The following is a 25,003-nucleotide window of genomic DNA, read 5'->3' as shown; positions in this document are numbered from 1 at the left end:
ACAACCGTGGGGAATGGCTGCTCACGTGGCACGACGCGCCCGCGCGGTGGCGGTCGTGCCGGGGTCGTGAGCCGGTGTGGAGCAGCATCGCCACCTGCCCCGATCCCGGGGCGCCGCGGCACGGCGCTCATTCAATGCACCGCGACCACGCGGTTGCGGCCGCCGCTCTTGGCCGCGTACAGCGCCTCGTCGGCACGCTGCACCAGGCCGTTGGCATCGTCGGCGGGACGCAGTTGGACCACGCCGATGCTCACCGTCGGCTGCAGGTCGGGAAACGCCAGCGCGGCCTGGACGCGGAAGCGCTCACGGATGCGCTCGGCGATCGGGGTGGCCTGCGCCGCATCGAGGCCTGGCAGCGCGATCACGAATTCCTCGCCGCCGTAACGGCCGATCAGGTCGTCGCCGCGCAGCTCCTCGCGCAGCGCCTGGGCCAGCGCGCGCAGGCCGTCGTCGCCAGCACGGTGGCCGTAGCGGTCGTTGAGCCGCTTGAAGTGGTCCACGTCCAGGAACATCAGCGCCAACGGTTGCCGCCGGCGCCGGCTGGCCTGTTTCAGCACGGTCAGGCGCTCGTGCCAGGCGCGGCGGTTGAGCAGGCCGGTCAACGGATCCAGGTCGGCCAGTTGTCGCGCCTGGTCGCGGTCGCGGCGCAGCGAGGTACTGCGCTCGGCCAAGCCCAGCGACAACACCAGTGCCTCGAACGCGCCGGCCGCCAAGGCGGCCTCTTCGCTCCAGGTCCAGTGCGCCACCATGCCGAAGCCCTGCAGGCTGCCGAGCGCGGTGACCACCAGCAACGGCGTCCAGCCGAGCAGGAACAACCGTGCATAGCGCGCGCCGCGCCACGCCGCCGCCACGGCGACGCCGAGCAGCAGCGGCCCGCCGAGGATCAGCAGCGGGTTGACCAGCGCCCGGCCGAGCGCGTCCAGCCACGGCAGCGGCAGCAGCGCCGGCAGCGCGATCAGCGCCACCAGCAGCGCATAACCGCGCAGCCAGCGCCGCGCGCGCGGCAGGTACTGCTCCAGGTCGGCGAAGCGTTCCAGGAACAGCACCGCCGCCACGATCGACGTGGCGACGCCCAGGCGACCCCAGAACCGCGCGGCCTGGCCGAGCATTTCCAGGCCCAGCGGATGCACCACGTAGCCGGTCTCAAGCGCCATCACCAGGCCGTAGCCGAGCACGTAGACGGCGTAGTACAGGAACGTCGCCTCGCGCAGGCGCCAGGCAAACACCAACGCCATCGCCGCCATGCTCAGCATGATCGCGAAGCTCAGGCTGGCGACCACCAGCCAGCGGCCGTCCTGACGCAGGTAGTCGGACTCGCTGCGCAGCTGGAAGCGCAGCGCACCCGCCATGACCCCGCGCTGGTCCACCCACAGCCGCAGCGGTTGCCCGGCGGGTGGGGCGACGTCGACGCGGAAGCCGAGACGGCCATTGCCGGGCAACGCCTGCGGGTCGTCGCGCATCAACCCGCGCTGCTGCGGCGCCGCGCCGGCGACCGGTGCAAACAAGGTGACCCGCTGCAAGGCAGGACTGGGCACCTCCAGCACCCACGGCGCCGGCGGCCATGGCCCCTGCGCCGGCCACAACAGCACCCAGACGCCGGCCTCGCCGCCTTGCAACTTGGTCAACCGGCTCGGATCGAAACGCTGCAAAGCCGGATCGGCGGGCGATGGCGGCACCCCGCGGTCGGCCGCGGCGACTGGGCGCCAGGCGCCTTCCAGCGCCGGCATGGGTGTGGGCGCCGCCATGGCGCCCTGGCTGGCGAGCAGCAAGCAGCCGCAGAGGAATGCGTGGCCATGGCGACGCCAGCGGCGCAACCGGGCGAAGAGCGCGGGAAACTCGACAGGCGTCACGACGGCAGGCTCGGTGGACACGACACCCCGTCTCGGCCAACGGGCGGAACTCCGATGCCGCGCCTGGCCATGGCGTCAGTCCAGCGCGTCCAGGTAATACCAACGGCCGTCTTCGCGTACGAAACGGCTATGTTCGGTCATGCGCACGGCACTGCCGCCGCCGATGCGATAGCGGGCGAGGAAGGCGACCTCGGCGGTGTCTGCGCCGGTGTCGACGACCCGCTGCACGGTCAGGCCGAGCCAGGTGGTATGCGTATCCAGTGCAAGATCCGCCGGGCGCGTGGACGGATGCCAACTGGCGCGCAGGTAGTCGGCGTCGCGGCGCACGTAGGCGCTGTAGCGCGAGCGCATCAGGCTTTCGGCATCGGGCGCGGCGGCGCCGGCGTGGTACGGCCCGCAGCACTGCGCGTAGTCGCGCGGACGGCCGCAGGGGCAGGGATCGGCAAGGCGCGGGGCGGACCGGGACATGTGCCGATTGTGCCGGCTGCGGCGACACGGCGCACGCCGCGCACGCGTCGCGGCCGGTGGCGGCTATGCTTGCGGCCCCTTGCGCGGAGCGCCGGCGTGCTCGAGTCGATCCCCACCGAACTGCCCTGGCTGCTGTGCATCGCCTTCGTCGCCGGGCTGGTGGACGCGGCGGTGGGCGGCGGCGGCCTGATCCAGTTGCCCGGGCTGTTCGCGACCTTGCCGCAACAGGCGCCCGCCGTGATCCTGGGCACCAACAAGTTCAGTTCCATGGCGGGCACCGGCACCGCCGCCTGGCGCTACGCGCGGCACGTGCGCCTGCCGTGGCGGCCGGTGCTGTATGCGACCGCCGCCGCGTTCGTGTTCGCCTTCCTCGGCGCCACTGCGGTGAGCCTGCTGCCGAAACAGGCGGTGCGCCCGCTGATCCTTGTGCTGCTGATCGCGATGCTGGGCTACACCCTGGTCAAGAAGGACTTCGGCGCGTTGCACCGCCCGCGCCACATCGGCCGCCGCGAACTGGCGATCGCGCTGGCGATCGGCGCGGCGATCGGGTTCTACGACGGCTTCTTCGGGCCGGGCACCGGCAGCTTCCTGATCTTCCTGTTCATCCGCTTCTTCGGCCTGGATTTCCTGCGCGCCTCGGCCGCGTCGAAGGTGGTGAACCTGGCCACCAACCTGGCCGCGCTGTGCTTCTTCGTGCCCAGCGGCAAGATCCTGCTGGCCGCGGCGATGCCGATGGCCGTGGCCAACGTGGCCGGCGCGGTAACCGGCACGCGGCTGGCGCTGCGCGGCGGCACGCCGTTGATCCGGCAGTTGTTCCTGGTGCTGGTGGTGGTGCTGATCGGCAAGATGGGCTGGGATCTGCTGCACTGAGTGAAGCGCGGCGCGGCGCGATTGCGTGCCTGTCCCCCCAACGTGGCCGGCGCGGTGACCGGCACGCGGCTGGCGCTGCGCGGCGGCACGCCGTTGATTCGGCAGTTGTTCCTGGTGCTGGTGGTGGTGCTGATCGGCAAGATGGGCTGGGATCTGCTGCACTGATTGCAGTGCGGCGCGGCGCGATTGCGTGCCTGTCCCCCCGACGCGGCGGCCGCGCGCGTACCCGTGGGCACACGCGCGGCCGCCAGCACCGCTTAGCCGTCGCGGCGCCTGGCGGTCGGCGGCGTCTTGCGGACCGCAGCCTTGGCCGGCTTCGCAGGTTTGCCGGCTGTGGCGGCTTTTGCGGTCTTCGTCGAGGCCGCGCGCGTGGCCGGCCGACTTGCGGTGGACGGAGGTGCAGCGGCCGCAGCCGCAGCGGACTTGCGTGACGCCTTTACCGATGGAGCCTTGGCCGCAGGCGTCGCGCCAGCAGTGCGTGTACGTTTGCCGGACGTCGCTGACGGCGTCTTGAGCGTGGTCGGCTGTTGCAAGCTGTTACTGCGTCCAGCGCGCGCCTTGCCGGATGCGCGCGCCGGCGTGGCAACGGCGTCTGCCACAGCGGCTGCGCCGGGCTCAGCGATGGTGGCCGCTGCGTCAGCGGCCGACGGCGGCACATCGGCGCCAGCCTGGTCCACCGCCGCGCCGGATTCCACAGCAGGCGTCGCCGCCTCGTTGCGGCTGCGCTCGGGCAGCTTCAGACGATGCGCCTGTTCGTCGTATTCGATCAGCAGCACGCCGGAGTTGTGGCGGCCGCTGATCTCGACGAAGCAGGCGCCACCGATGAACGGCTCCAGCGTCATCACCGACTTCAGCGGCGTGGCCACCACCATCTGGAAGCCGAAGTTCTCGAAGATGTTCATCGCCAGCGCGGTGAATTCGTTATCGGCCTTGTCGAAGGCCTCGTCCAGCACCACCGCGGCGTAGCGCGGCAGTTCGCCGTCCTCGCCGCCGAGCTGGTAGCGCAGCGCCGCGGCCAGGCAGGTGGTGGCCAGCTTCTGCCGCTGGCCGCCGGACTTGCCGGCGCCGCTGCGGTAGATCTCCACCTGCGCACGGCTGTTCGCGTCCAGTTCCACGCCGACGAACTCCACGTGCTGGCGCACGTCCAGCACCTGCTCGCGCCAGCGCCGCAGCTCCGGCTCCTGCGCACCGAGCCGCTGCACCAGGCCGCGCAGCATGGCGAACTGCGCCTCGGCCAGCGCACGATCCTCGGTCTGCTGGTGGCCGAGCACGGCGCGCAACTGCTGCTGGAACTCCTGCACCTCGAGCAGGCGCCGGTCGCTGACCTCGATGGTCAGCAAGGTGCCGCGGTTGAACGGCACCTGTTCCAGGCTGGCGTTGACCTCGTCCATGCGCTGCTTGATCGCCTTGTGCGCTTCGGCGGTGTAGCGCTGCAGGGCCAGCAGGTTGTTCTTGCTCTGGGTCTGCAGCAGGTCGAAGAAGCGGCCTTCGTGGCGCGGCAGGCCGTCGCTCTCCAGGCGCTGCAGGCGCGCCAGGAAATCGTCGGCGCTGGCCAGGCTGACGGTGAAATCGCCGCTGTCCTCCGGCCACTGCTGGCAGTAGCGGCGGAAGCAGTCCAGCACCTGCTGGCTCAGCCGCGCGTCCTGCGCCTGGCTCTGCGCCAACTGTTCGCCGAGGCCGCGCTCGACGCTGCGCAGATGCGCTTCCAGGTTGTCCAGGCTCAGCGGCGGCAGCGCCGCCAGCCGCGCGTCCAGGCCCGCCACCTGCGCCGGGCCGATCACCGCGGTGGCCACGCGCGCGGCGCAGGTCTCGCGCTGCGCTTCCAGGCGCGCGCGCTCGCGGCTCACCTGCGCGCGCTCCAGGCGCACGTCCTCGTAGGTGCGGCGGGCCTGGTCGCGGCGCGCGCGGACGGTGGCGATCTGCTCGCCCAGCGCGCGCAGCGCGGTATCGCCCTCGCGCAACTGCAGCAACTGCTCGGCGATGTCGCTCAGGCGCTGCAGCTTGGGCGCGACGTCGATCTCGTCCCACTCGCGCTCGGCCAGGGTGTGCGCGGCCAGTTGCCGGCCCTGGTCCTGTTCGCGCTGCTTGCGCAGGGCGGAGACGTCGGCGTCGCAGGCGGCAATGCGCTGCGCCAGGGTCTGCCCCTCGCGCTCGAAGACCTTGAGCTTGTCGCGGTTGTCGTAGCCGAGCAGCCAGCGCTTGCGGTCGCCGACGGCGTGGCGGTCGTCCTTTTCGTAGCGGTCGCCCGGATGCTTGACCTGGCCCTCGCGGGTGATCGCACGCTCGGCATCGCGCAACTGCGCCACGGTGTCCACGCAGGTGTAGTCGAAGCGCCGCGCCAGTTCCTGGCGCAGCCACGGGGCATAGGCATGGTCGCGCAGCTCCAGCTTGCGCAGCAGCGACTTGGCATCGGGCTCGCGCTGCTGCAGCGGCGCGTTGTGGCGCACCCGGAAGTACACCAGGCGGGTGCCGAGCTGGGTCTTGTTGACCCAGTCGGCGACGCTGGCGTAGTGGCGTTCGTCGACCAGCAGCGACTGCGCGAAGCCGTGCAGCACGCGCTCGATGGCGCCACGCCAGGCGGCCTGGTCGGCCTCCACCTGCACCAGCTCGCCGACGAACGGCAGGGCGGCTTCGGACAGGCCGGTCTCGGCGCACAGCCGCGCGCGCAGCGCCTGCATCGGCGCGGGAATGCTCGAGGGCGCCTTCAGCAGCGCCTCGATCTCGGTGCGGATGACCGCGAAGCGACGTTCGTCCTCGCGGCGCTCGGCCATGCGTTCGGCGATCGCCTCGTCCAGGCTGCTGGCCTCGCCGGCGACGCCGTCGCGTAGCGCGCGCGCCTGCGCCACCTGTTCGGCGAAGCCGCTGGCGCTGCCGGCCAGGCCCATGCCGAGCTGGCGGCAGGCCTGTTCGACCTGGCTGCGGCGGCGCATGCGCTCGTCGCGCTCGCGCTCGACGCGGCCACGTTCGCGCTCCAGCGCCTCGACCTGCTCGCCGCCCTGCGCGCGCTGCTGCGTCTCCAGCTCGGCCAGGGTCTGTTCGTGGTTGTCCAGCGCTTCGCGGCGCTGCCCTTCCTCGCCGGCCAGGCCGCGGTCCTGCGTGTCCAGTTCCTGCAGGCGCGCGTCCAGCAGGGCCAGGCGGCGCTGCTCGCGGTAGCCGTCGATGCCCAGCTGCAGTTCGCGCAGCTCGCCGACGCCGCGCCGCAGCGCCAGCAGTTCGGCGTGGTAGTCGCGCGCCGGGGTCAGGGTTTCCACCTGGCGCCGCGCGGTCACCACCGCGTGGTGCGCGCCGTCGAGTTCGGCGAAGTCCTCGACCAGGCGGTCGGCCGCCTCGAAGGTGCGCGGCTCGTCGAGCATGAAGCTGCGCAGGAAGGCGTTGAGGTCGCCCAGGTTCTTCGCCGACTGGGTCTTGTGCAGCAGCCGCAGCGCCATCTCGTTGCCGATGCCGAGCAGGTGGCGGAAGCGTTCGGCATAGCCGGCGAAGCTGTCGAAGTGGTGCACGTCCTCGCCCAGGCGCAGCTTGAGCCGGCGCAGGTCCAGGTCGAAGCCGTCCAGTTCGGCGGCCACGTCGAAGCCGCGCGGCACCACCATGTAGTGCTTGCGCACGTCGGCCGCGGCGGTGCCGCTGCCGGCGATCCAGAACAGCCGCACCAGGCTCACCGCCTGGCCCTGCGCGTTGCGGTACTCCAGCGCCAGCGCCGACCAGGTCGCGCCCTTGCGCAGGTACTGGGTGGCGATCTCGCCCGAGGCGCTGTCCTGCTGGTCGGCCCAGGCGCCGCGCACGTAGGACACCAGGCTGCGGTCGCGGCCGCTGCGCTCGGCCTCGCGCGCGGCGGCGTTGAAATCGACGATGCTCGGCGGCGTCAGCAGGGCCGACATCGCATCGAGCAGGGTCGACTTGCCCGAGCCGGAGCGGCCGACGAACAGGAAGCCCTTCTCGGCGATCGGCACGTCGGTCAGGCCGTTGAAGGTGCCCCAGTTGTGCACCTGCAGGCGGCGCATGCGGTACTGCTGCGCGCGCTGCTCGGCCAGGGTCTCGGCGAACAGGGACGGGGCGACGGGGACGGTGGACGATTCGGACAGGGACGTCATCGGGAACTCATCGGAAAACGGGGACGGCCGCCATGGCGGCCGGCGCTCGGGGCAAGGCCGGCGCTAGGCGTGCGCGACGTGCGGACGCAGACCGGTCACGGCGCCGCCTCGGCCACGCCGTCGCGCAGGCCGCGATAGGCCGCCGACAGCGCCTGCACGTCCTCGGCCGAGAACAGCAGCTTCAGCGCGGGCGAGACTTCGTAGCGGTCCTCGCTGCCGCGCAGCTTGGACAGCAGGTGGTTGTCGCGCATCTTGGCGATCGCCGCCAGCACCCGCCGGGCGAAACCGGCGCGGTCGGTGGAGACGTTCTTTTCGTACACCGACAGCACTTCCAGCAGCTGCGCCTCGTCGACCACCGCGCGCTCGCCGCGGGTGTCGGCCTCGGCCAGTTGCTGGCGCAGGAACAGCAGCAGCACCGACTCGATGAAGGTCAGCGGCGCGGTGCGCAGCAACGCCGGGGTCTCCAGCTCGCCGGTGTCGGCCTGGCGCGCGAACGCCACGCCACCGTCGCGGTCCAGCACCAGCTCCAGGAACAGCTCGCTTAGCACACGGCGGACCGCGGCCTCGTGGCGCAGCAAGGCCTGCCACAGCGGGCCGTGCCGGTAAGCATCGACGCTGGGGCCGGACAGCAGCTGGCACAGCGCGCGCCGCGCCTCCAGCGGCAGGCTGCCGCTGTCGCCGGCGAACAACGCGGTGCCGGCATCGGCCGCAGCGGAAGTGGCAGCGGCCGCAGCGGCGTCGCCGGCATCTGCATCGTGGCCGTGGAATTCGTCAGACCAGTTCATTGCGTTTTTCCTTGGTGAACCACACCAGCGGGATGCGCGCGCGCCGGACCTGGCCGTCGCCGCCCTCCCATTGCACCGCTTCCCATTCGCCGTCGACCACTACGCCATGGCGGGTGCCCAGCGCCAGGTAGCCGATCACGCTGCCCAGGCCCTGCGCCGCCGGGCGCTGCCGCAGCGCCTCGCCGATGCTCAGCTGCGGCTGGCGGCCGAGCAGGTCGTGCAGGTCGTTGCGCAGGCCGCGCAGGTCGATCTCCGACTGCGCCACCAGGTCGCCGACGCTGTCCAGCGAGATCGTCGCCGCCTCGGCCGCCTGCACCCGCCCGTCCACCTGCTGGCTGCGCGGGTCGTGCAGGCGCCACTGCGACGGCGAGCGCAGCCGCGCACTGCTCAGCGGCAGCACGTAGCCGGTGGCGGCGGTGGCATGCAGGTGATCGCGCAACTGCAGCGCCTCGCCCTGTGCCTGCTTCAGCAACTGGTTGAGCCGGCGCTGTTCCAGGTAGCCGCGGCTCTGCACGAAGCCACGCAGGCTGCGCGCGAAATGCTGCATCACCTCGTGCACCTGGCCGCCGCGTTCGAGCAGGGTGCCGGTAAGCCCGCGCAGGAAGGCACGTTCGTGGCGGTCCAGACGGCGGGCGAAACCGCGCGCCAGCAGCGCTTCCAGCGCCGCGTCCAGCTGCACGCTCTGCTCGGCGTCGTTGAGCAGGCTCCAGAACGCCTGGAAACTGCGCCCGGCCTCGCTCTCGCCGATCACGTCGATGCCGGCGAACAGCTTTTCCAGCACGTCGCCGCGCGCGCCTTCGTCGTCGATGATGCGCTCGCGGAACTCGCGGTTGAGCCGCTCGAAATCGTCGCGGACCCGGCGGAAATCCTCGGTCAGGTCGTCGGACAGGCGAATGATGTCGCGGGTGCGTTCCAGCGCGCGCTTGCCGTCCAGCGCGGCCAGCTTGCCGGCGGCCACACGCTCGATCTCCGCGTCCAGGCGCTCGCGCTCGGCACGCAGCGCGGCCAGGCGCGCGTCCGGATCGGTCTCGGTCTGCCCGGCCAGTTGCACCAGCTGCTGGATCACCAGCGACAGCCGGCTCTCGGTGGCCACGCTGGCGCTGTCGCGCACGCCGGCGATGAAGCGGATGGCCTGCGCCGCCTGCCGCGACAGTTCGTATTCTTCCTGCGCATCGCCTTCGGGCAGGCGCCGCTCCAGCCAGCCCTGCGCCAGCCAGTGCGCCACGTAGGCCTGCGCGGTGCGCGGCAGTTCGCGCGACAGCTCGTCGTCCTTCAGCGCATCGAGCTGGCGCTGCAGGCGCTCGTGCAGCACGTCGGCCGGCAGCCGCCGCTGGGCGTCGCCGAGCAGGGTCTGCAGCAGGCCGATCAGCTCGGGGGCATGGTCGGCGGCGAGCAGTTTCCACAACGGCTGTTCGCGCAACTGGCGATAGCCGGCGATCCGGACATGCGGCTTCATGCAGGAACCGACCGCCACCGCATCCGCAGACTCAGCGCACGCGCTCGATGAAGCGCAGGAACTCGGCGCGGGTGCGCGCGTCCTCGCGGAAGGTGCCGAGCATCTTCGAGGTGACCATGCTGACGCCGCGCTTGTGGATGCCGCGGGTGGTCATGCACTCGTGCGCGCCTTCCACCACCACGCCCACACCCAGCGGCTGCAGCACGTCCTGGATGCACTGGGCGATCTGCGCGGTCATCTTCTCCTGCACCTGGAAGCGCCGCGCATAGGCCTCGACCACGCGCGCCAGCTTGCTGATGCCCACCACCTTGCCGCGCGGCAGGTAGCCGACGTGGACCTTGCCGATGATCGGCGCCATGTGGTGCTCGCAGTGGCTTTCGTACTCGATGTCGCGCAGCACGATCAGCTCGTCGTAGCCGGCCACTTCCTCGAAGGTGCGCAGCAGGTACTCGCGCGGGTCGGCGCGGTAGCCGCTGAACCAGTCGCCATAGGCCTCGGCCACGCGCCGCGGGGTGTCCAGCAGGCCCTCGCGGGTGGGGTCCTCGCCGGCCCAGCGCAGCAGGGTGCGCACTGCGTCTTCGGCCTGCGCCTGGGTCACCGGGGGAGTGGAGCTGTTGTCGGAATCGGCCATGGGGGAACGCCCGTAAGGGGGCTGCATGGTACCCGAGTCGCCTGGCAGCCGCCGCATGCGCGGCCTCCGCGCGGCGGGGCGACCCGGCCGATACCGGGTGCGCCGTTCAGCGTCCATCTGCTCCGCGCCCGGGCGGCACGCGCATCGCCCGGGCCGGCGCCGCGCCGGTCAGCGCCGGCGCGCGTGCATCTCGCCCTCGTGGTCGAGCCAGTTGGACCCCTTGTTGGTCAGGAAGAACATGTACACCACCAGCGACACCGCGATCACCGCCGTGGCGTACCAGACGAAGGTGTTGACGTGGCCGGTCTTCAGCGAGGCCTGGTACAGCAGCGGCGCGGTGCCGCCGAAGGCCGAATTGGCCAGCGCATAGCCCAGGCCCACGCCCAGCGCGCGGATATGGGTGGGGAACAGCTCGGCCTTCACCACCGCGTTGATCGAGGTGTAGCCGGTGAGGATGACGAAGCCGATGGTGAGGATCGCGAACGCGCTCAGCCAGTCGCTCTGCCTGGGCAGCTCCAGCACCAGGAACCAGGTATAAAGCACGCCGCCGATGCCGAAGAACACCAGCAGGGTCTTGCGCCCGATGATGTCCGACAGCCAGCCGCCAACCGGCTGCATCAGCATCAGCACGATCAGCGCGGCCAGGTTGATGATGGTACCGGCCATCACGTCGTCGCCGGCGAAGGCGGTCTGGATCATCTTCGGCCCGGTCACCGAGTAGGTGTAGAACGCCACGGTGCCGCCGGCGGTGATCAGGAAGCACAGCAGCAGCGGGCGCCACTGGTGCACGAACAGTTCGCGCAGCGAGCCGGAGGACCTGTCCTTGCCCTGCTTGGCCGCGGCGATGGACTCGGAGGTCAGCGACTCGTCCATCGTGCGCCGCAGCCAGAACACCACCAGCGCGCCGATGCCGCCCAGGCCGAAGGCCACGCGCCAGCCCCACTCGGAAATCTGGCCCTTGTCGAAGAAGTGCAGCATGCCGAACAGCACCGCCTGCGCCAGCACGTGGCCGCCGACCAGGGTGACGTAGTGGAACGAGGACAGGAAGCCGCGCCGCCCGGGAATCGCCGCCTCGGACATATAGGTGGCACTGGTGCCGTACTCGCCGCCGGTGGCGAAGCCCTGCAGCAGGCGCGCCAGCAGCAGCACCACCGCCGCGGCGCCGCCGATGCTGGCCACGGTGGGCGTCACCGCGATCAGGAACGAACAGGCCGCCATCACCGACACCGACACCGTCAGCGCCAGGCGGCGGCCATAGCGGTCGGCGAAGCGGCCGAAGTACCAGGCGCCGATCGGGCGCATCAGGAAGGTCACCGCGAAGATCGCCCACACGTACAGCGTGGCGTTCTTGTCCTCCTTGGAGAAGAACTGCGATTCGAAGTAGGTAGCGAACACCGAATAGACGTAGACGTCGTACCACTCCACCAGGTTGCCGGCCGAGCCCTTGAGCGTGTTGGACACCGAGCGGCGCAGGCTGCCCGGTGCGGCGGCGGCGGACGAAGAGGTGGATGCACTCATGCGATGGGCCTCATGGATGGACGTCACGGAGTATAGGCAGGCACTTGCGAGGATCCTGTCGCGACGGCGGCCACGCCGGGCGTGCGCGTCATCCAGCGCACTGCGCCTGCGGCGCGGCGAAGGCCTTGCTGTACATGCCCGAGCGATCGAAGCAGCAGACCCGGCGCTTGCCCGCGGCGAGCATGTCGCAGGTGCTGGCGATGCGCTTGACCCGCGTCTGCACCTGCTTGCCCGAGCCGATCCAGAAGATCCAGTCGCGCCGCGCCACCGCGGTCAGCGTGTCCCAGGCCGCGCGCGCGGGCGGATGCGCAGCCAGCGCGCGCGCCAGATCGTCGGGTACCGCCGGTTCCGGCTTCACCGCCACCGGCGCGATCTCCAGGGTCACCGTGGTGCCGACCTCGACCGCCGCGGCCGCCCGCAACGCCTCCTCGACCTGCAGCCAATGGCCACCTCGCCCATCGGGCTGCAGCGTGGCCTGAAACGGGTGCCCGGCGAACCGGCCCTCCACGCTGACCAGGCCACGCGTGGGCAGCGCGGCGCTGGCCGCCGCAGGCAGCAGCAGGAAACACCAGGACGCGTCCGGCGGCGTGGCTGGACGCAGCAATGTCGCCTGGAAGCGGATCGGGTCGGCGGCGCCGGTCATGCGCGGACCTTAGCACCGGCCGCGCGCGGTGCCATGCTGCACCTGCGCGCGGCGGCGGCGCGACGCGCTCCTGGTCTTGTCGCTCACCGGGCACTGCGCCCTGCCTGACCTGCCTGGCGGCCACCGCCACTGGAGACCGGCACAACGTCACGTTCCCCGCACTGCGCGGCGCACGCTCAGGCCCCATCCCTTCAGTTCGACCGGGCGTCGCCGCTATCCATGCGCCGGCCCGGGGACCCGCGCTATGCGCGCGTCACGCGGGCGCAGGCAACCTGCCTGCCCGTCCGCCGTCACCCACCGTCGATCCCTCTTCCTTCCCCCATTCCCCCGATCCCATGCACGCCCTTTCCAATCTGCGCATCGGCCAGCGCCTCGCGCTCGGCTTCCTCACGATCATCGTGCTGATGGTCCTGCTCACCGTGGTCGGCATCCAGCGCGTGCACAGCATCGACCAGCGACTGACCGCCATCAACGAAGTCAACAGCGTCAAGCAGCGCTACGCGATCAACTTCCGCGGCAGCGTGCACGACCGCGCCATCGCCCTGCGCGACGTGGTGCTGCTGGACGATCCGGCCGGCCGGCAGGCGACCGAGCAGACCATCGACAAACTGGCCGGGGACTACGCGCGCGCCGCCCAGCCGCTCGACGCCCTGCTCGCCGCCTCCAGCGACGCCCAGGAAAAAGCGATCCTGCAGCGCATCCAGGGCATCGAACAGCGCACCATGCCGCTGATCGCGCAGGTCCGGCAGCTGCGCGATGCCGGCGACACCGTGCAGGCGCAGGCGCTGCTGCTGCAGCAGGCGCGCCCGGCCTTCGTCGACTGGCTGGCCAGCATCAACGCCTTCATCGACCTGCAGGAAGCCAAGAACCGCCAGGCCGCCAAGGAAGCGATGGCCACCGCGCGCGGCTTCGCCCTGCTGATGATCGGCTGCACCGTGCTGGCGCTGCTGCTGGGCGCGCTGATCGCGCTGTTGCTCACCCGCCGCGTGGTGCGGCCGCTGCGGCAGGCGCTGGGCCTGGCCGAGCGCATCGGCGCCGGCGACCTGAGCAGCCCGGACACCGCCACCACCCACGACGAGGCCGGGCAGTTGCTGCGCGCCATGCAGCAGATGCAGCGGCGCCTGCACGAGGTGATTTCCGCACAGCGCGAGATGGCTGCGCGCCACGACGCCGGCGCCATCAGCTACCGCATGGACGCGCAACGCTTCCCCGGCGAATACGGGCGCATGGTCGCCGACACCAATGCCCTGGTGGATGCGCACGTGCAGACCCAGCTGCGCATCACCGAGGTGATGGGCCGCTACGCCATCGGCGACCTCAGCCAGGATATCGCCCACTATCCCGGCGAGAAGGCCGCGATCACCGCGGCGATGCAGCAGGTCAAGCAGAACCTGCATGCCATCAACGTGCAGATTCAGACCCTGGCCGAGGCCGCCTGCGCGGGCAACTTCGCCCACCGCGGCCAGCCGGAGAAGTTCGAGCACGCCTTCCGCACCATGGTCGAGAACCTCGACACCATGATGGCCACCGCCGACGCCAACCTGGCCAAGTTCTCCGCGCTGCTGCGCTGCATCGCCGACGGCGACCTCACCGTGCGCATGAGCGGCAACTTCCACGGCGTGTTCGCCGCCATGCGCGACGATGCCAACAGCACCGTGCACCGCCTCACCGACATCGTCGCGCACATCCAGCGCACCACCAACAGCATCGGTTTCGCCGCCGAGGACATCGCCAGCGGCAACCAGGAACTGGCCAAGCGCAGCGAGCAGCAGGCGGCCAGCCTGGAAGAGACCGCCGCCTCGATGGAGGAACTGACCTCCACGGTCAAGCAGAACGCCGAACACGCCCAGCGCGCCAACCAGCTGGCGCTGGGCGCGGCCGGCGTGGCCAGCGAAGGCCGCGACGTGGTGGGCCAGGTGGTGGAGACCATGGACGGTATCCAGGCCGCCTCCAGGCGCATCGCCGACATCATCGCGGTGATCGACGGCATCGCCTTCCAGACCAACATCCTCGCCCTCAATGCCGCGGTGGAAGCCGCACGCGCAGGCGAACAGGGCAAAGGCTTCGCGGTGGTGGCGGCGGAGGTCGGCACGCTCGCGCATCGTTCGGCCGGCGCCGCCAAGGAGATCAAGACCCTGATCGACGACTCGGTGCAGCGCGTCGCCCACGGCGCCACGCTGGTGCACCAGGCCGGCGCCACCATGGACCAGGTGGTGGCCAGCGTGCAGCACGTCACCGACCTCATGGGCCAGATCTCCGCCGCCTCGCACGAACAGGCCAACGGCATCGCCCAGGTCAACCAGACCATCGCGCGCATGGACGAGACCACCCAGCAGAACGTGGCGCTGGTGGAAGAAGCCAGCACCGCGGCGCGCTCGCTGGAGGAGCAGTCGGCGCAGCTCACCCAGGCGGTGGAAGTGTTCAAGGTCGGCGCCTACGTCTGATCCACGGGCACGGCGGCGGCCGTGCCGCTTCGGCTCGTCCCGCCCGCCGGCACCGGTGATCGGCCGGCAGCCCAGCGCGTGAACGCCAGGTGTCGGCCGATGCCGGCCATCGCATCGGCTGCCATGGCCGGCGCCGGCGCAAGCGTTACGATGGCGGCCTCCCACGTTCGCCCCCTCCCCGGAACCGCATGAAGGCTGGCCTCCCCGACGCCGCCGCGACGGCATGAGCCGCGCGTCGCACCGCGCGCCCGTCGCCGCCGAGACCCGCAGCGAACGCTGGCAGCGCTGGATCGCCTGGCTGCTGAGCGCGCTGCTGCACGTGCTGATGGCGCTCGCCCTGCTGTATGCGGCCAAGCCCACCATGTCCACGCCGCAGGGCGCGGCCGGCGGCAGCCGGATCCGCGTGGACTTCCTCGGCGAGAGCGACAAGCCGGCGAAGCCGCTGCCGCCCAAGCCCAGCCCGCCGCCGGCGTCCGCCGCACCCAAGCGCACGCGCGCCACCACCACCGTGCAATCCACCCTGGTCGCGCAGTCCGACGACCCGGTGCCGCCGCCCGATCGCGTCGATACCCCGAAAGCGGCGGACACGCCCACGCCCGCCCCGGTGCCGCAGCCGCGTCCGGCACCGCCGGCGCCCACCCCGCCCGCGGACGCCCCGGCGCCGAGTCCGGCGCAGACCGCCGACAGCAATCCGCCGCCGCCGACCGAGCGCCGTCCGCAGACCTGGACCGGGCGTCCGCCCGGCGCGCTCGACACCGACACCGCGCCGGACAACAGCGGAATGGCCGCCGGCCCCGGCAGCCGCGGCAACCGCCACGACATGGACGCGGCCCAGCCCAGCCTGGAGGTCGGCGGCTACCTGGTCTATTACGACCTGGGCAGCGAGAGCCAGCTGCGCACTTGGCAGCAGCAGGGCATGAAAGAGATGTTCATCCTGCTGCCCGGCACCGAGTACCGCATGGTCTGCCCGCTGGAAATCGCGCTCACCCGCGGCTCCGGCAAGTGCCGCGCGTTGCCGCCGGACTCCCCGGAATTGAAGGACATCGGCGATGCCCGCCAGGTCATCACCATGCTGCAGGTCTACCACCAGGGCGAACTGGTCTGGCGCGGGCCGGGGCCGTATCGCTGAGTTGCTGTGAGCGGGCGATTGATGCGTCCGACCTCACTGCAGTCGGGACTGAAGTCCCTCCTACAAGGAGCGGCCCTCTGTCAGCACTCCCGGCAGCACTGACATCGCGGACAAGCGACCCGCCCCTCCCGTAGGAGCGGCTTCAGCCGCGACGCCTGAAGCTTCGGGCATAGCCGACATCGCTGCCATCGGACCTGAAGGACACCTCTAGTAACGCGTTATTGCCGCGGCGGCATGATGTCTTGGCTCGATTGTAGGAGCGGCTTCAGCCGCGACGGGCATTCCCGGTAACGCCCGTCGCGGCTGAAGCCGCTCCTACGAGTGGCCTTCGTTGTTGTCAGAGATGCCCTAAAGTCCCTCGCACAACGAGCGACCAGTCTTCCGCACTGCCGCCAGCGCCAGCACTTGAACAAGGCACCAAGCGATGCGCGGACTGTAGGAGCGGTTTCAACCGCGGCTTAGGCGACTCAGGCGATGCGAAGCGAAGCCTGCACAGCGCCACGCCCGAAGCAGCCACACCCCGCACCCTCACGCCCGCTTTGCATTCGCCGCCGGCACCGTTGCTAGAGTCGGCCCGCGCCGCCGCGGCCGCCTGTCCCCCGCTTTGCGGGTCTCGCCGGGCCCGGCGCCTTTCCTCCATTGAAGGAGTCTCGACATGCCCTGGAAATTCCCCCTCGCAACGCTCGCCCTCGCCGCCGTCGCCCTGCCCGCGCTGGCCCAGTCCGACCGGCAGGTGGTCGAGGACATGCTGACCCGCTCGGCCAACGTCTGCCCCGGCCACAGCACCGACCGCACGTCGCCGGCGGTGAAGGCCGTGCCGGTGGGCGCGCTGCGGGTGATGCTCGATCGCGGCCTGGTGATGTGCCCCGATCGGCGCCTGGACGCCACCGCCCCGGCCGTGTTCTACGGCAGGCTCGGCGTGTTCGCCTGGAACCCCGAGGTCGCCGCCGGCTCCAGCGTGATCGTCAAGCAGATCGACGCAATGACCCGCAAGGACGAATACCCGTCCGACACCCTGGTGTGGGACGCCAAGGGCACCGCGCTGAAGCAGCAAACCGTGCCCGCGTTCGAACCCAAGCCCGGCGCCACCGTGCTGTACCAGGTGCGCTGACCCCGTTCCGCTGGCCCGCGCGCGGGTCGGCAACGTCGATCGCAGCCGGCGGCCCGCAAGGTCCGCCGGCTTTTTTGTGCCGCGGCGCGAGTTCCACCGCGACCGCGCACGGCGACAGACAAGACACGCCGTGACGCGCGCGACGTCGACGATGTCCTGCTCCTGTCCTTGCGTCGCCCACCCGTTTCCTGGCAGCGGACAATACTCGGATCATCAGGCGCGATTATCCATCGCCGCCCTCCGATTATCTTAAAATCAAGATTATTAACTTCTGAAAAGTCCGCTTCAGAAACGTAGACAAATTCCCGTGACGTGCACGCAGCCGGCCGAAACAGCGGAATTCGGCTGGATTCGCGCGAAACCATGCGGATCTTTCATCCTTTCCTCGTCGCCACTGTGGCGCAGCGCACGCCGCAGCATCGATGGATCGCGGGATTTTCCGACGCGATGTGTCGTGAAATTTCGTCAGGTGCGATGCGAATCAATACCGCAGATAAATATTATCTCGACGTGTCGCCAAAATAATGCGAACGACATAGTAGCGTTTGCGCCCTCCCCCACCCCCCGGGCGACCGGGATTCGACACGAGGATGTTTCCATGGCCACACAGCGGAATCGACTGGCGCTGCGCGCACTTTCCCTCATCGGCATCGCGGGCGCGTTGTTGCCCCTGGCCGCATCGGCGGCGCCGGCGCGCGGCACCGTGCTCAAGAGCAATGTCCTGACCAGCTACACCCGCCAGGCGATCGCCACGCTGCTGGCCAACGACCAATCCCCCGACCAGGCCAAGTGCGACGTGCGCGTGGCCGAGTTCACCTACGCCACCATCGGCGTCGATGGCGAACCCACCACCGCGTCGGCGGCGCTGCTGGTGCCGGGCGGCAGCCAGTGCCCCGGTCCGTTCCCGCTGGTGAGCTACAGCCAGGGCACCGAGTCGCAACGCCGCGCCGAGCAGGCCAAGGAGATCCGCGACGACAAGGGCGACGACACCATGGTCACCCACCTCGCCACCCAGGGCTACGTGGTGGTGAGCAGCGACTACCTCGGCATCGGCCAGTCCACCTACGCGTTCCACCCCTACCTGCACGCCGCGTCCGAGGCCAGTTCCACCATCGATGCGATGCGCGCCGCGCGCCAGGTGCTGCAACGGCTCAACACCCCGCTGTCGGGCAAGGTGATGCTGACCGGCTTCTCGCAGGGCGGGCATGCCGCCATGGCCACTCAGCGCGAGATCGAAGCGCACCTGTCCAACGAGTTCAACCTGGTCGCCAGCGCGCCGATCTCCGGCCCGTACGCGCTCAGCCAGACCTTCCGCGACAGCTGGAGCGGCCGCAACGCGGTGGGCGAAAACACCTTCGGCATCGTCCTGGCCAGCTACGCCATCGTCGGCATGCAGCACACCTACAAGAACCTCTACCTCGACCCGTCGCAGGTGTTCCAGGATCCGTGGGCCAAGAAAGTGGAGAAGCTGTTCCCCGGCAACCAGAGCCTGACCGACCTGGTGCTCGGAGACACCCTGCCGGGCGTGGACAAGATCCGCCAGTACTTCCAGCCCGGTTTCTACAAGGACTTCGCCAGCAACGCCAACGACCCGTTCCTGCGCGACCTGGAGCGCAACGACCTGCTCGACTGGGCGCCGCGCACCCCGACCCTGCTGTGCGGCTCCGACAACGACGCCACCGTGCCGCTGAAGAACGCCACCACCGCCGTCGCCGCGTTCAAGGCCCGCGGCAGCAACCAGGCGACCGTACTCGACCTGGGCACCGGCAAGCCCAGCGACAACAGCGCGCTGGAGCATCTGTTCACCGAAGACGCCTGCGCCATCGCCGTGCGCCAGCAACTGTTCGACAAGCTCCGCTGAGGTCGCGGCGGGCGACAACGCAGGCGCACTCCTCCCCCGGCGCCTGCGATCGTCCGTCCCGCTGGCTGCCACGCCTGGGCGCAGGCGTGGCAGTGTTTTTCTGTGCGGAGCAGGCGCTGCACGATGCGGACGACGATGCTGGGACGACGATGACCGCGCATTCTGCGCAGCTGCGCGACAGCGCGAGCACTGGCACACCTGACCCAGGATTGGGATGACGGCAGATCGGCGTGGCGATACAGGCCGCGGCAATCACCGGCCGGCACACGATCCCATACGCCTGGCCGTCACCCCGTGCCGACGCCGACGCCGCGCGGCAACATCGCCGATTGCTTTCGTCGACCCCGTGCATCGGCAACCGCGCGGCCCACGCCATGCACTGACAACGGCACCACCCAACTGGCCCACAGCAGCAGCGCGATCAAGCCCGGCGACGGCGTCAGGCCCAGGCCGATCGCCGACGGCAACGCCACCCGGAACACCACCGGCGCCAGCGTCGCCAGATAAGCGCGCACCATCCAGCGCTGGTGTCGCAGCACCTGCCCGCGCCAGATCGCCACCAACCCGACCGACCCCGTGACCAGCCACGCCAGCGCCGTGGCCGCGAACGCCGCCCGGATCGAAAGCGGCGCCGGCGAGGTCGCGATCAGCCCGACCGCCCCGATCATCGCCACCAGCATCCCCGCGAAATACACCCGCCCCACCCAACGATGCAGCCGCGGCCAGCGCCGCCACCGCTGCGTCGCGAACTGCAGCGCCCCCAGCAACAGGCCAACCGCCCCGCCACCGAGATGGCACCACAGCCACCCGCGGCGGGTGAGGAACATCGCATAGGCCGGCGACTGCAGCGACGCGTACTTCAGATACACCGAATGCACGAACTCCCCGGCGACCAGGGCCAGGGCGAGCCAGAGTAGCCACCAGGCCAGGCGCACGATTGACGTGGTGCGTGGTGGCGCCAGTTGGCGGCGCGTCGACTCGCTGCTCATTCCCTGCCCCACGCTGCGCCGGACCCTCGGCAGCGCGACGCTAGCATGGACGTCTCGGCGCCACGGAAGGCGGCGACGGGCGGCGGACAGGCTCGTCCGAGAACGCTGCCGCACACGTCGCTTCACCGATCGGCACAAGCGATCCGGCTACCGATTGCGACGCCACCACCCAGTCTTAAATGCAAATTGCGTCTCGTTTTGTAGACGACACAGTTAACAGTACAGACATCTGCCGCGCCCAGGTCTATGGTCGATCCGGGGACGGGGGTCGCATGGGACGCAGACAGGGGAAAACCGGATTCGACGCGCTGGCGGCGTTGCCGTGGCCAGTGGGAATCATGGCCGGCATCGCCGGCTTCCTCGCCGTGCGCGACGGCATCCCCTGGTGGTTCTCCCACCACGACGGCGCGTTGTCGCAGGCCATCGCCCAGCAAGCGCAAGGCGCATTCGCTCCGATGGCGTGGATCCTGCTACTGCTCTGCTGGCTGGCGGCGCTTGCCTCATTCCTCAAAGCGCGGCATCGCCGCCGCCTGCTGGACACCCGCACCACCCTGGAAAGCCTGGCCGCCGGCGGCTGGCTCCAATTCGAACTTCTGGTCGGCGAAGCCTTCCGCCGCCAGGGCTACGCCGTCGAAGAGACCGGCCTCGGCGGCGCCGACGGCGGCATCGACCTGATCCTGCGCAAGGACGGCCGCCGCACGCTGGTGCAATGCAAGCAGTGGAGAAGGCGACAGGTCGGTGTCAGCGTCGTGCGTGAGATGTATGGATTGCTGGCACATCACCAGGCCGATGCGGTGAAGATTGTTTGTGTTGGCGGCTATACAAACGATGCGGAACGGTTTGCGCGGGGCAAGGCGATCGAACTGATCGGTGGCGAGCTCCTACTGGAGATGATTCGGTTGGCTCAGACTGGTTGTACGACTGAGGCAGCTACCAAGCCCCGCATCGAACCGGCGGTTGTCTCGCAGATTAATGTCACTTCTCAATCGCCAGCATGCCCACGATGCGGAAGCGCGCTTGTGCAGCGAATCAACAGGCGCACGGGTGACGCATTCCTTGGCTGCAGCCATTTCCCGCGTTGCCGAGGGAGCGGATAGGTGGCATAGGCGGTCTAGTAGTATTTCTAACTACGCGATTATAGAAGAAAATCAATGACTAGAATACATATAGAAAACTTACGCCACATAAAGAAACTGAACTTTGAGATGCCAAACCCTGGTTTATGGATACTCACGGGAGAAAATGGAACAGGCAAGACATCACTGCTAGCTGCATTACGCCGAATTGGGTATAGCTTGGCATTTCCCGTTCACTTCAAGAGTTCCCTAATATCAGATCAATTGGATTCATACTCGGGCGCGAAAATTACCTACTCAAAAGGCACAGATAAAGTTACTTACTCGTATAGAACTGAGAGATGGGTACCAAGCCCCAAAGATGGACAGAAATTCTTACGCTCACTTGGCTACCCAGCAGTCAAGTATGTTGCGGCTGATAGCCGGCGGATTGAGCCAACAAATGACGACTTTAGCGTGCGAAGAGCTCGCAATGCGCCTGAACAAGTCATATCAGCACTAAATCAGATATTCTGCACAAGAAAATTTGACCACCTAAAAGTTATAAACACTAGGCGAGGCGTTGGAAACGAAGCCTTCCTTATCGAATTGCCAACAACAAGCGGGAAGAAGAAAAAGTACTATTCTGAGAAAAGTTTCAGCTTGGGCGAGCTATGCATGCTGCGGCTTTCAAAAACCATTAGTGAAGCCCCAAAAAAATCGCTAATCCTAGTTGATGAAGTTGAATTAGCACTACATCCAATTGCGCAAATCGAGCTAATGAAGTACCTCGAAAAAGAAGCCATTGCTCGCAACCTAACCATTATAGTCTCGACTCATTCATCAACTCTAATAAAGTCCGCGGCGAAAGCGCGCATAATTTTTCTGCAAAAAATCCAGGGAGATGAGGTCACGTGCACTGTAGGGTGCTTTCCATCGTACGTCTTGGGATCACTTGCTTACCAAGAAGAGAAGCTAGCTGATCGCATGATCTATGTCGAAGATGAAAAGGCGTCTATTATTGTAAAAGAGATCATCAATCTAACAATTGATCAAAAATATGGAGGCCCTATGCCTCTTAGGCCAACCGTTGCTGTTGTTCCCGTTGGCGGCTTCACCAATGTTCTTAGATTTTTTGACCGACAAAAGCCGTTATTGTCCAGCAATACTAAAGGATTTGTCATTCTAGATGCGGATGCTCAAGACTCGCTTGAGAACGCTCAATCAGAAGATTTACGACAACTTTATAGTACACATCAAAATATTATTAGCTTTCTACCCTACACCCCTGAGGTGGGGTTATTACAATATTTAGACCTACAATGGATCAATGTTCGAGATCAACTTCGATCCCATTTTGGAACATCTAACATTGTGATGAGACGGGGTGATTTTTCGCAAATTGATGCCAATAGCTCCCCTGAAGAACAAAGAAGTAAGGCAAAGTCAATTTGTAAAGATATAATAGTTAACTACATCGACAACTGAGTGGAGTTTCTGAGTACGAGATTGGGGTTGTTCTATTCAAACTGCTTGCAGCTCATACCTTCAACAGTAACAAAGCTAAAAGCATGCGAACCTGGGCACCTCTAATTGGATAGCAATATAGGTATAGAGCTTGGTGGTGTCGGAAACAGTGAAACAGGGGTCAGATTGCACTATTTCCATCCTCACCCGCGGCTCCACAGCCCAGCGAAATCGAACGAAAGCTGCCGGCGATGGCGAATGGTGAGCATATACACGGTGGTGGATGTCTCCACCGCCGTGTACAGCATCAAGTAGTCGCCGTGCAGGTAGATGCGCAACGCATCCGGCGCTCCCGCCGGCAATGCGGCCAGTTGCGCCAGCGCCTCGGCCGATTGCGGTGGGGTGTCCAGGTAGGGCCAGCCGATGCGCGGGAAGCGCCGCAGGTTCGGGATCACGGCCGCCCGCAATTCGGCGAGCAGGTCACCGAAGGCCGCAGCGGCATCGGCGTCCAGCAGGAGAGGAGAAACAGGGGTCAGAGTGCACTTTTTTACCAGCCTGACCTTGTCCAGAGGGGGCCGACCCATCGGACGATGCCTGAAGCTGCTGTAGGAGAAGTGCACTCTGACCCCGGTTTTCCCGTTTTCCAGCAGGTCCCATAATCTTGCCTCAAGCCGCCAATCGCTTGATCCTCGCCGGCAGATCGCCAAGCAAGCGATGCGCCTCTTCCAGTTCGTAGTCCGCCTGCAAGCTCAGCCAGAAGCGTTCGGTCGTGCCCAGCGCCGCGGCCAGGCGCACGGCGGTGTCGGCGGTGATGCCGCGCTTGCCCAGCACGATTTCGTTGATGCGACGCGGCGGTACGCCGGTGGCGCGGGCGAGGGCGTTCTGGCTGATGCCGAGCGGGACGAGGAACTCGTCGCGTAGCACTTCGCCGGGATGGATGTTGGGCAGGGATGCCATAATGAGTTGCCTGAAATCAGTGGTAGTCGACGATGACGACCTCGGCGACATCGCCGTCGTGCCAGCGGAAGCAGATGCGCCATTGGTCGTTGATGCGGATGCTGTGCTGACCACGCCGATCGCCTTTCAGCGCTTCCAGCCGATTGGCCGGCGGGACACGCAGATCCTCGAGACTGGCAGCGGCATTGAGCATGCGCAGCTTGCGTCGGGCAACCGGCTGGATATCGGCCGGCAGCCTGCGCGAGCGCTCGCCACGCCAGATCTTTTCGGCTTCCTTATCGATAAAGCTCCTGATCACACAGCCACCATAACGGCACTCGTCATATGACGCAACCCGTCATAGTGACAGGCGCCGAACTCCACACTGCTCCAGCCTCGGCAGCACGAGGAATGGCGTGCGGAGGGGGGATTCGGGCCAACCGGCGCCCGACGTGATCCCCTCCCCATTCTTGACCTCCCATACATCCAACCCACCGCATCCTCGCCCCGATTCCAACACCGGAGGCGGGGACATGATGAAGTGGATGGGAGCGGCTCTGGCCGCGGCGATGCTGGTGACCGGCTGCGCCAGGGTGGAGGGCGAGAAGTTCGTCGGCCACTGGGTCAACGTGGAATCGAAGGACGACACGATCGACATCGAGCGCAACGGGGAGTCGTTCATGGTGCGCAACACCACCCCGCGCTTCTTCACCCGCAAGCCCAAAACCGAGAGCTACCCGGCCATCTACAAAGACGGGGTGCTGCAGGTGAGCAACGACGGCGAGACGGTGAACTTCGCCATCGACGAGGCCGATGGGCACCTCAACACCGGTAGCGACGAGTACCAGCGCGTCCCGGCCAAGTAAGCGCTTCTTTGGCGTGCGTCGTCCCGGACGACGCTACGCCCAGCCTGATATCCACACTGCGTGTCGCGCGAGCGCGGCGCGCAGCATCGTCTTGCTTGCACTCGGGGCAGCGTCTGACGCGCACAATCGCGGAACTCTGAGATTCTGCCGGCTTGCGGATGGGCCTCACGCATCACACCGGCAGCATTGTTGAAGCCCTGCCCGCGCGCCGCGGATCAACTGGCTAGGAACGCGGCGCGGGCGCAGCGATGCCGTCGACGAACAACCCGATCAGATGCGCAATCCGCGTTTTCGGCGAGCCGAGTTGCTCGGTGGCCAGCGAGGTCGCGGTGGCGACGACCACGAGATCGTCGAACGAGACGTCGCGGCGGACGACGCCGGTCTTCTGCGCGCGCCGCAACAGCTGCTGTCCTTCCTTGCTGACGGCCTCGCAGCCCGGCGTGCCGCTCTGCAGTACCGCGCCGAGCGAGGCGGCAAGCCCGCGGTAGACGCTCGTGTGCAGCGCCAAGTCCTCGAGATACGCGCGCAGCGCAGCCAACGCGTCGAGCGTGCTGGCGCGCGCGTGGCTGGCCGCGGCCAGCGACAGGAAGCGGCCGCTGTAGGCCGCGGCGAACAAGGACTCGCGCGTGGGGAAGCGCCGATAGAGCGTGCCGATCCCCACGCCGGCGCGCTTGGCGACGTCTTCCATCGACGCCTCGGCGCCGCGCTCCAGGAACACCTCCTCGGCCGCCGCGAGCAGGCGCTCGCGGTTTCGCTGGGCATCGGCGCGCAGGGGGGTGTCGGTGGTCAACGGGGCTTTCCGGGATGGCTTGTGGAAACGGAGGCTACCTCCGTAT

General features: G+C 68.0%; 21 protein-coding genes and 1 pseudogene. 9 read left to right on the top strand and 13 right to left on the bottom strand.

Annotated features, from left to right (window positions below; genetic code table 11):
• Window positions 1–131: 131 nt before the first annotated feature.
• Window positions 132–1,625 (bottom strand): GGDEF domain-containing protein, encoded by a 1,494-nt coding sequence (locus tag AC1PMG_RS00755; protein ID WP_481110295.1) that lies wholly within the window; start codon window positions 1,623–1,625, stop codon window positions 132–134.
• 300 nt (window positions 1,626–1,925) lie between these two features.
• Window positions 1,926–2,318 (bottom strand): YchJ family metal-binding protein, encoded by a 393-nt coding sequence (locus AC1PMG_RS00750; RefSeq protein ID WP_342074772.1) that lies wholly within the window; start codon window positions 2,316–2,318, stop codon window positions 1,926–1,928.
• Window positions 2,319–2,414: 96 nt separating this feature from the next.
• Between AC1PMG_RS00750 and AC1PMG_RS00745 the strand changes: the two genes are divergently transcribed.
• Both AC1PMG_RS00745 and AC1PMG_RS00740 read left to right on the top strand, forming a co-directional pair.
• Window positions 2,415–3,188 (top strand): sulfite exporter TauE/SafE family protein, encoded by a 774-nt coding sequence (locus tag AC1PMG_RS00745; RefSeq protein WP_481110294.1) that lies wholly within the window; start codon window positions 2,415–2,417, stop codon window positions 3,186–3,188.
• Between the two features lie 36 nt (window positions 3,189–3,224).
• Window positions 3,225–3,353 (top strand): annotated as a pseudogene (locus tag AC1PMG_RS00740) (sulfite exporter TauE/SafE family protein); the annotation flags it as partial.
• Window positions 3,354–3,445: 92 nt separating this feature from the next.
• On the opposite strand, the gene AC1PMG_RS00735 reads toward AC1PMG_RS00740, so the two are convergent.
• From AC1PMG_RS00735 to AC1PMG_RS00710, 6 genes are all read right to left on the bottom strand, one after another.
• A complete protein-coding gene (locus AC1PMG_RS00735; RefSeq protein WP_481110293.1) occupies window positions 3,446–7,276 on the bottom strand; it encodes an ATP-binding protein in 3,831 nt (1,276 codons plus the stop codon).
• A gap of 95 nt (window positions 7,277–7,371) precedes the next feature.
• Window positions 7,372–8,061 (bottom strand): DUF4194 domain-containing protein, encoded by a 690-nt coding sequence (locus tag AC1PMG_RS00730; RefSeq protein WP_481110292.1) that lies wholly within the window; start codon window positions 8,059–8,061, stop codon window positions 7,372–7,374.
• Complete coding sequence (locus tag AC1PMG_RS00725; RefSeq protein ID WP_481110291.1) at window positions 8,048–9,517, bottom strand: DUF3375 domain-containing protein; 1,470 nt, start codon at window positions 9,515–9,517, stop codon at window positions 8,048–8,050. Before AC1PMG_RS00725 ends, AC1PMG_RS00730 begins: the two co-directional genes overlap by 14 nt.
• Window positions 9,518–9,548: 31 nt before the next feature.
• A complete protein-coding gene (folE, locus tag AC1PMG_RS00720; protein ID WP_017909619.1) occupies window positions 9,549–10,148 on the bottom strand; it encodes a GTP cyclohydrolase I FolE in 600 nt (199 codons plus the stop codon).
• Between the two features lie 168 nt (window positions 10,149–10,316).
• Window positions 10,317–11,666 (bottom strand): MFS transporter, encoded by a 1,350-nt coding sequence (locus tag AC1PMG_RS00715; RefSeq protein ID WP_481110290.1) that lies wholly within the window; start codon window positions 11,664–11,666, stop codon window positions 10,317–10,319.
• Between the two features lie 88 nt (window positions 11,667–11,754).
• Window positions 11,755–12,309, bottom strand: a complete 555-nt coding sequence (locus AC1PMG_RS00710) for a YdeI/OmpD-associated family protein (protein WP_481110289.1) — start codon at window positions 12,307–12,309, stop codon at window positions 11,755–11,757.
• A gap of 335 nt (window positions 12,310–12,644) precedes the next feature.
• On the opposite strand from AC1PMG_RS00710, the gene AC1PMG_RS00705 reads away from it, so the two are divergent.
• The 4 genes from AC1PMG_RS00705 (at window position 12,645) to AC1PMG_RS00690 (ending at window position 18,854) form a co-directional block, all read left to right on the top strand.
• Window positions 12,645–14,753: a methyl-accepting chemotaxis protein gene (locus tag AC1PMG_RS00705; RefSeq protein ID WP_481110288.1), complete on the top strand. Its 2,109-nt coding sequence runs from the start codon at window positions 12,645–12,647 to the stop codon at window positions 14,751–14,753.
• A 223-nt stretch (window positions 14,754–14,976) separates the two neighbouring features.
• A complete protein-coding gene (locus AC1PMG_RS00700; RefSeq protein ID WP_481110287.1) occupies window positions 14,977–15,882 on the top strand; it encodes a type II toxin-antitoxin system RelE/ParE family toxin in 906 nt (301 codons plus the stop codon).
• 655 nt (window positions 15,883–16,537) lie between these two features.
• Entirely contained in the window at window positions 16,538–16,993 is a 456-nt protein-coding gene (locus AC1PMG_RS00695; RefSeq protein ID WP_481110286.1) for a hypothetical protein, read from the top strand.
• 598 nt (window positions 16,994–17,591) lie between these two features.
• Window positions 17,592–18,854: an alpha/beta hydrolase gene (locus tag AC1PMG_RS00690; RefSeq protein WP_481110285.1), complete on the top strand. Its 1,263-nt coding sequence runs from the start codon at window positions 17,592–17,594 to the stop codon at window positions 18,852–18,854.
• 287 nt (window positions 18,855–19,141) lie between these two features.
• Here AC1PMG_RS00690 and AC1PMG_RS00685 read toward each other — a convergent pair whose 3' ends face one another.
• Window positions 19,142–19,843: a DUF2306 domain-containing protein gene (locus AC1PMG_RS00685; RefSeq protein WP_481110284.1), complete on the bottom strand. Its 702-nt coding sequence runs from the start codon at window positions 19,841–19,843 to the stop codon at window positions 19,142–19,144.
• Window positions 19,844–20,115: 272 nt separating this feature from the next.
• Between AC1PMG_RS00685 and AC1PMG_RS00680 the strand changes: the two genes are divergently transcribed.
• Window positions 20,116–20,940 carry a restriction endonuclease gene (locus tag AC1PMG_RS00680; protein ID WP_481110283.1) on the top strand — a complete coding sequence of 275 codons (825 nt, stop codon included), beginning with the start codon at window positions 20,116–20,118 and terminating at the stop codon, window positions 20,938–20,940.
• A 54-nt stretch (window positions 20,941–20,994) separates the two neighbouring features.
• Window positions 20,995–22,386, top strand: a complete 1,392-nt coding sequence (locus tag AC1PMG_RS00675; protein ID WP_481110282.1) for an ATP-dependent nuclease — start codon at window positions 20,995–20,997, stop codon at window positions 22,384–22,386.
• Window positions 22,387–22,568: 182 nt separating this feature from the next.
• Here AC1PMG_RS00675 and AC1PMG_RS00670 read toward each other — a convergent pair whose 3' ends face one another.
• The 3 genes from AC1PMG_RS00670 to AC1PMG_RS00660 form a co-directional block, all read right to left on the bottom strand.
• A complete protein-coding gene (locus AC1PMG_RS00670; protein WP_481110281.1) occupies window positions 22,569–22,949 on the bottom strand; it encodes a type II toxin-antitoxin system RelE/ParE family toxin in 381 nt (126 codons plus the stop codon).
• An 82-nt stretch (window positions 22,950–23,031) separates the two neighbouring features.
• Window positions 23,032–23,322, bottom strand: coding sequence for a HigA family addiction module antitoxin (locus AC1PMG_RS00665; RefSeq protein ID WP_017911477.1), 291 nt, complete (start codon window positions 23,320–23,322; stop codon window positions 23,032–23,034).
• 16 nt (window positions 23,323–23,338) lie between these two features.
• Entirely contained in the window at window positions 23,339–23,620 is a 282-nt protein-coding gene (locus AC1PMG_RS00660) for a type II toxin-antitoxin system RelE/ParE family toxin (RefSeq protein WP_081616370.1), read from the bottom strand.
• Window positions 23,621–23,834: 214 nt separating this feature from the next.
• Here AC1PMG_RS00660 and AC1PMG_RS00655 point away from each other — a divergent pair, with 214 nt between their 5' ends.
• Window positions 23,835–24,167 (top strand): hypothetical protein, encoded by a 333-nt coding sequence (locus tag AC1PMG_RS00655; protein ID WP_481110280.1) that lies wholly within the window; start codon window positions 23,835–23,837, stop codon window positions 24,165–24,167.
• A gap of 223 nt (window positions 24,168–24,390) precedes the next feature.
• Here the strand turns inward: AC1PMG_RS00655 and AC1PMG_RS00650 are convergent, their stop codons facing one another.
• The gene (locus AC1PMG_RS00650) at window positions 24,391–24,957 is read right to left on the bottom strand and encodes a TetR/AcrR family transcriptional regulator (protein ID WP_481110279.1); all 567 of its coding nucleotides are present in this window, start codon (window positions 24,955–24,957) and stop codon (window positions 24,391–24,393) included.
• Window positions 24,958–25,003: the final 46 nt, after the last annotated feature.

It is taken from the genome of Xanthomonas sp. NCPPB 2250, from assembly GCF_056725265.1.
This window is presented reverse-complemented; position numbering and strand designations above follow the sequence as displayed.

Excerpts from the sequence above, each read along its gene's own strand:
- AC1PMG_RS00730 (WP_481110292.1), bottom strand. The coding sequence starts at position 8,061 with ATGAACTGGTCTGACGAATTCCACGGCCACGATGCAGATGCCGGCGAC.
- AC1PMG_RS00735 (WP_481110293.1), bottom strand. The coding sequence starts at position 7,276 with ATGACGTCCCTGTCCGAATCGTCCACCGTCCCCGTCGCCCCGTCCCTG.
- AC1PMG_RS00675 (WP_481110282.1), top strand. The coding sequence starts at position 20,995 with ATGACTAGAATACATATAGAAAACTTACGCCACATAAAGAAACTGAAC.
- folE (WP_017909619.1), bottom strand. The coding sequence starts at position 10,148 with ATGGCCGATTCCGACAACAGCTCCACTCCCCCGGTGACCCAGGCGCAG.
- AC1PMG_RS00690 (WP_481110285.1), top strand. The coding sequence starts at position 17,592 with ATGGCCACACAGCGGAATCGACTGGCGCTGCGCGCACTTTCCCTCATC.
- AC1PMG_RS00665 (WP_017911477.1), bottom strand. The coding sequence starts at position 23,322 with ATGGCATCCCTGCCCAACATCCATCCCGGCGAAGTGCTACGCGACGAG.
- AC1PMG_RS00700 (WP_481110287.1), top strand. The coding sequence starts at position 14,977 with ATGAGCCGCGCGTCGCACCGCGCGCCCGTCGCCGCCGAGACCCGCAGC.
- AC1PMG_RS00705 (WP_481110288.1), top strand. The coding sequence starts at position 12,645 with ATGCACGCCCTTTCCAATCTGCGCATCGGCCAGCGCCTCGCGCTCGGC.
- AC1PMG_RS00725 (WP_481110291.1), bottom strand. The coding sequence starts at position 9,517 with ATGAAGCCGCATGTCCGGATCGCCGGCTATCGCCAGTTGCGCGAACAG.
- AC1PMG_RS00680 (WP_481110283.1), top strand. The coding sequence starts at position 20,116 with ATGGGACGCAGACAGGGGAAAACCGGATTCGACGCGCTGGCGGCGTTG.
- AC1PMG_RS00685 (WP_481110284.1), bottom strand. The coding sequence starts at position 19,843 with ATGAGCAGCGAGTCGACGCGCCGCCAACTGGCGCCACCACGCACCACG.
- AC1PMG_RS00715 (WP_481110290.1), bottom strand. The coding sequence starts at position 11,666 with ATGAGTGCATCCACCTCTTCGTCCGCCGCCGCCGCACCGGGCAGCCTG.
- AC1PMG_RS00670 (WP_481110281.1), bottom strand. The coding sequence starts at position 22,949 with ATGGGTCGGCCCCCTCTGGACAAGGTCAGGCTGGTAAAAAAGTGCACT.
- AC1PMG_RS00710 (WP_481110289.1), bottom strand. The coding sequence starts at position 12,309 with ATGACCGGCGCCGCCGACCCGATCCGCTTCCAGGCGACATTGCTGCGT.
- AC1PMG_RS00695 (WP_481110286.1), top strand. The coding sequence starts at position 16,538 with ATGCCCTGGAAATTCCCCCTCGCAACGCTCGCCCTCGCCGCCGTCGCC.
- AC1PMG_RS00750 (WP_342074772.1), bottom strand. The coding sequence starts at position 2,318 with ATGTCCCGGTCCGCCCCGCGCCTTGCCGATCCCTGCCCCTGCGGCCGT.
- AC1PMG_RS00655 (WP_481110280.1), top strand. The coding sequence starts at position 23,835 with ATGATGAAGTGGATGGGAGCGGCTCTGGCCGCGGCGATGCTGGTGACC.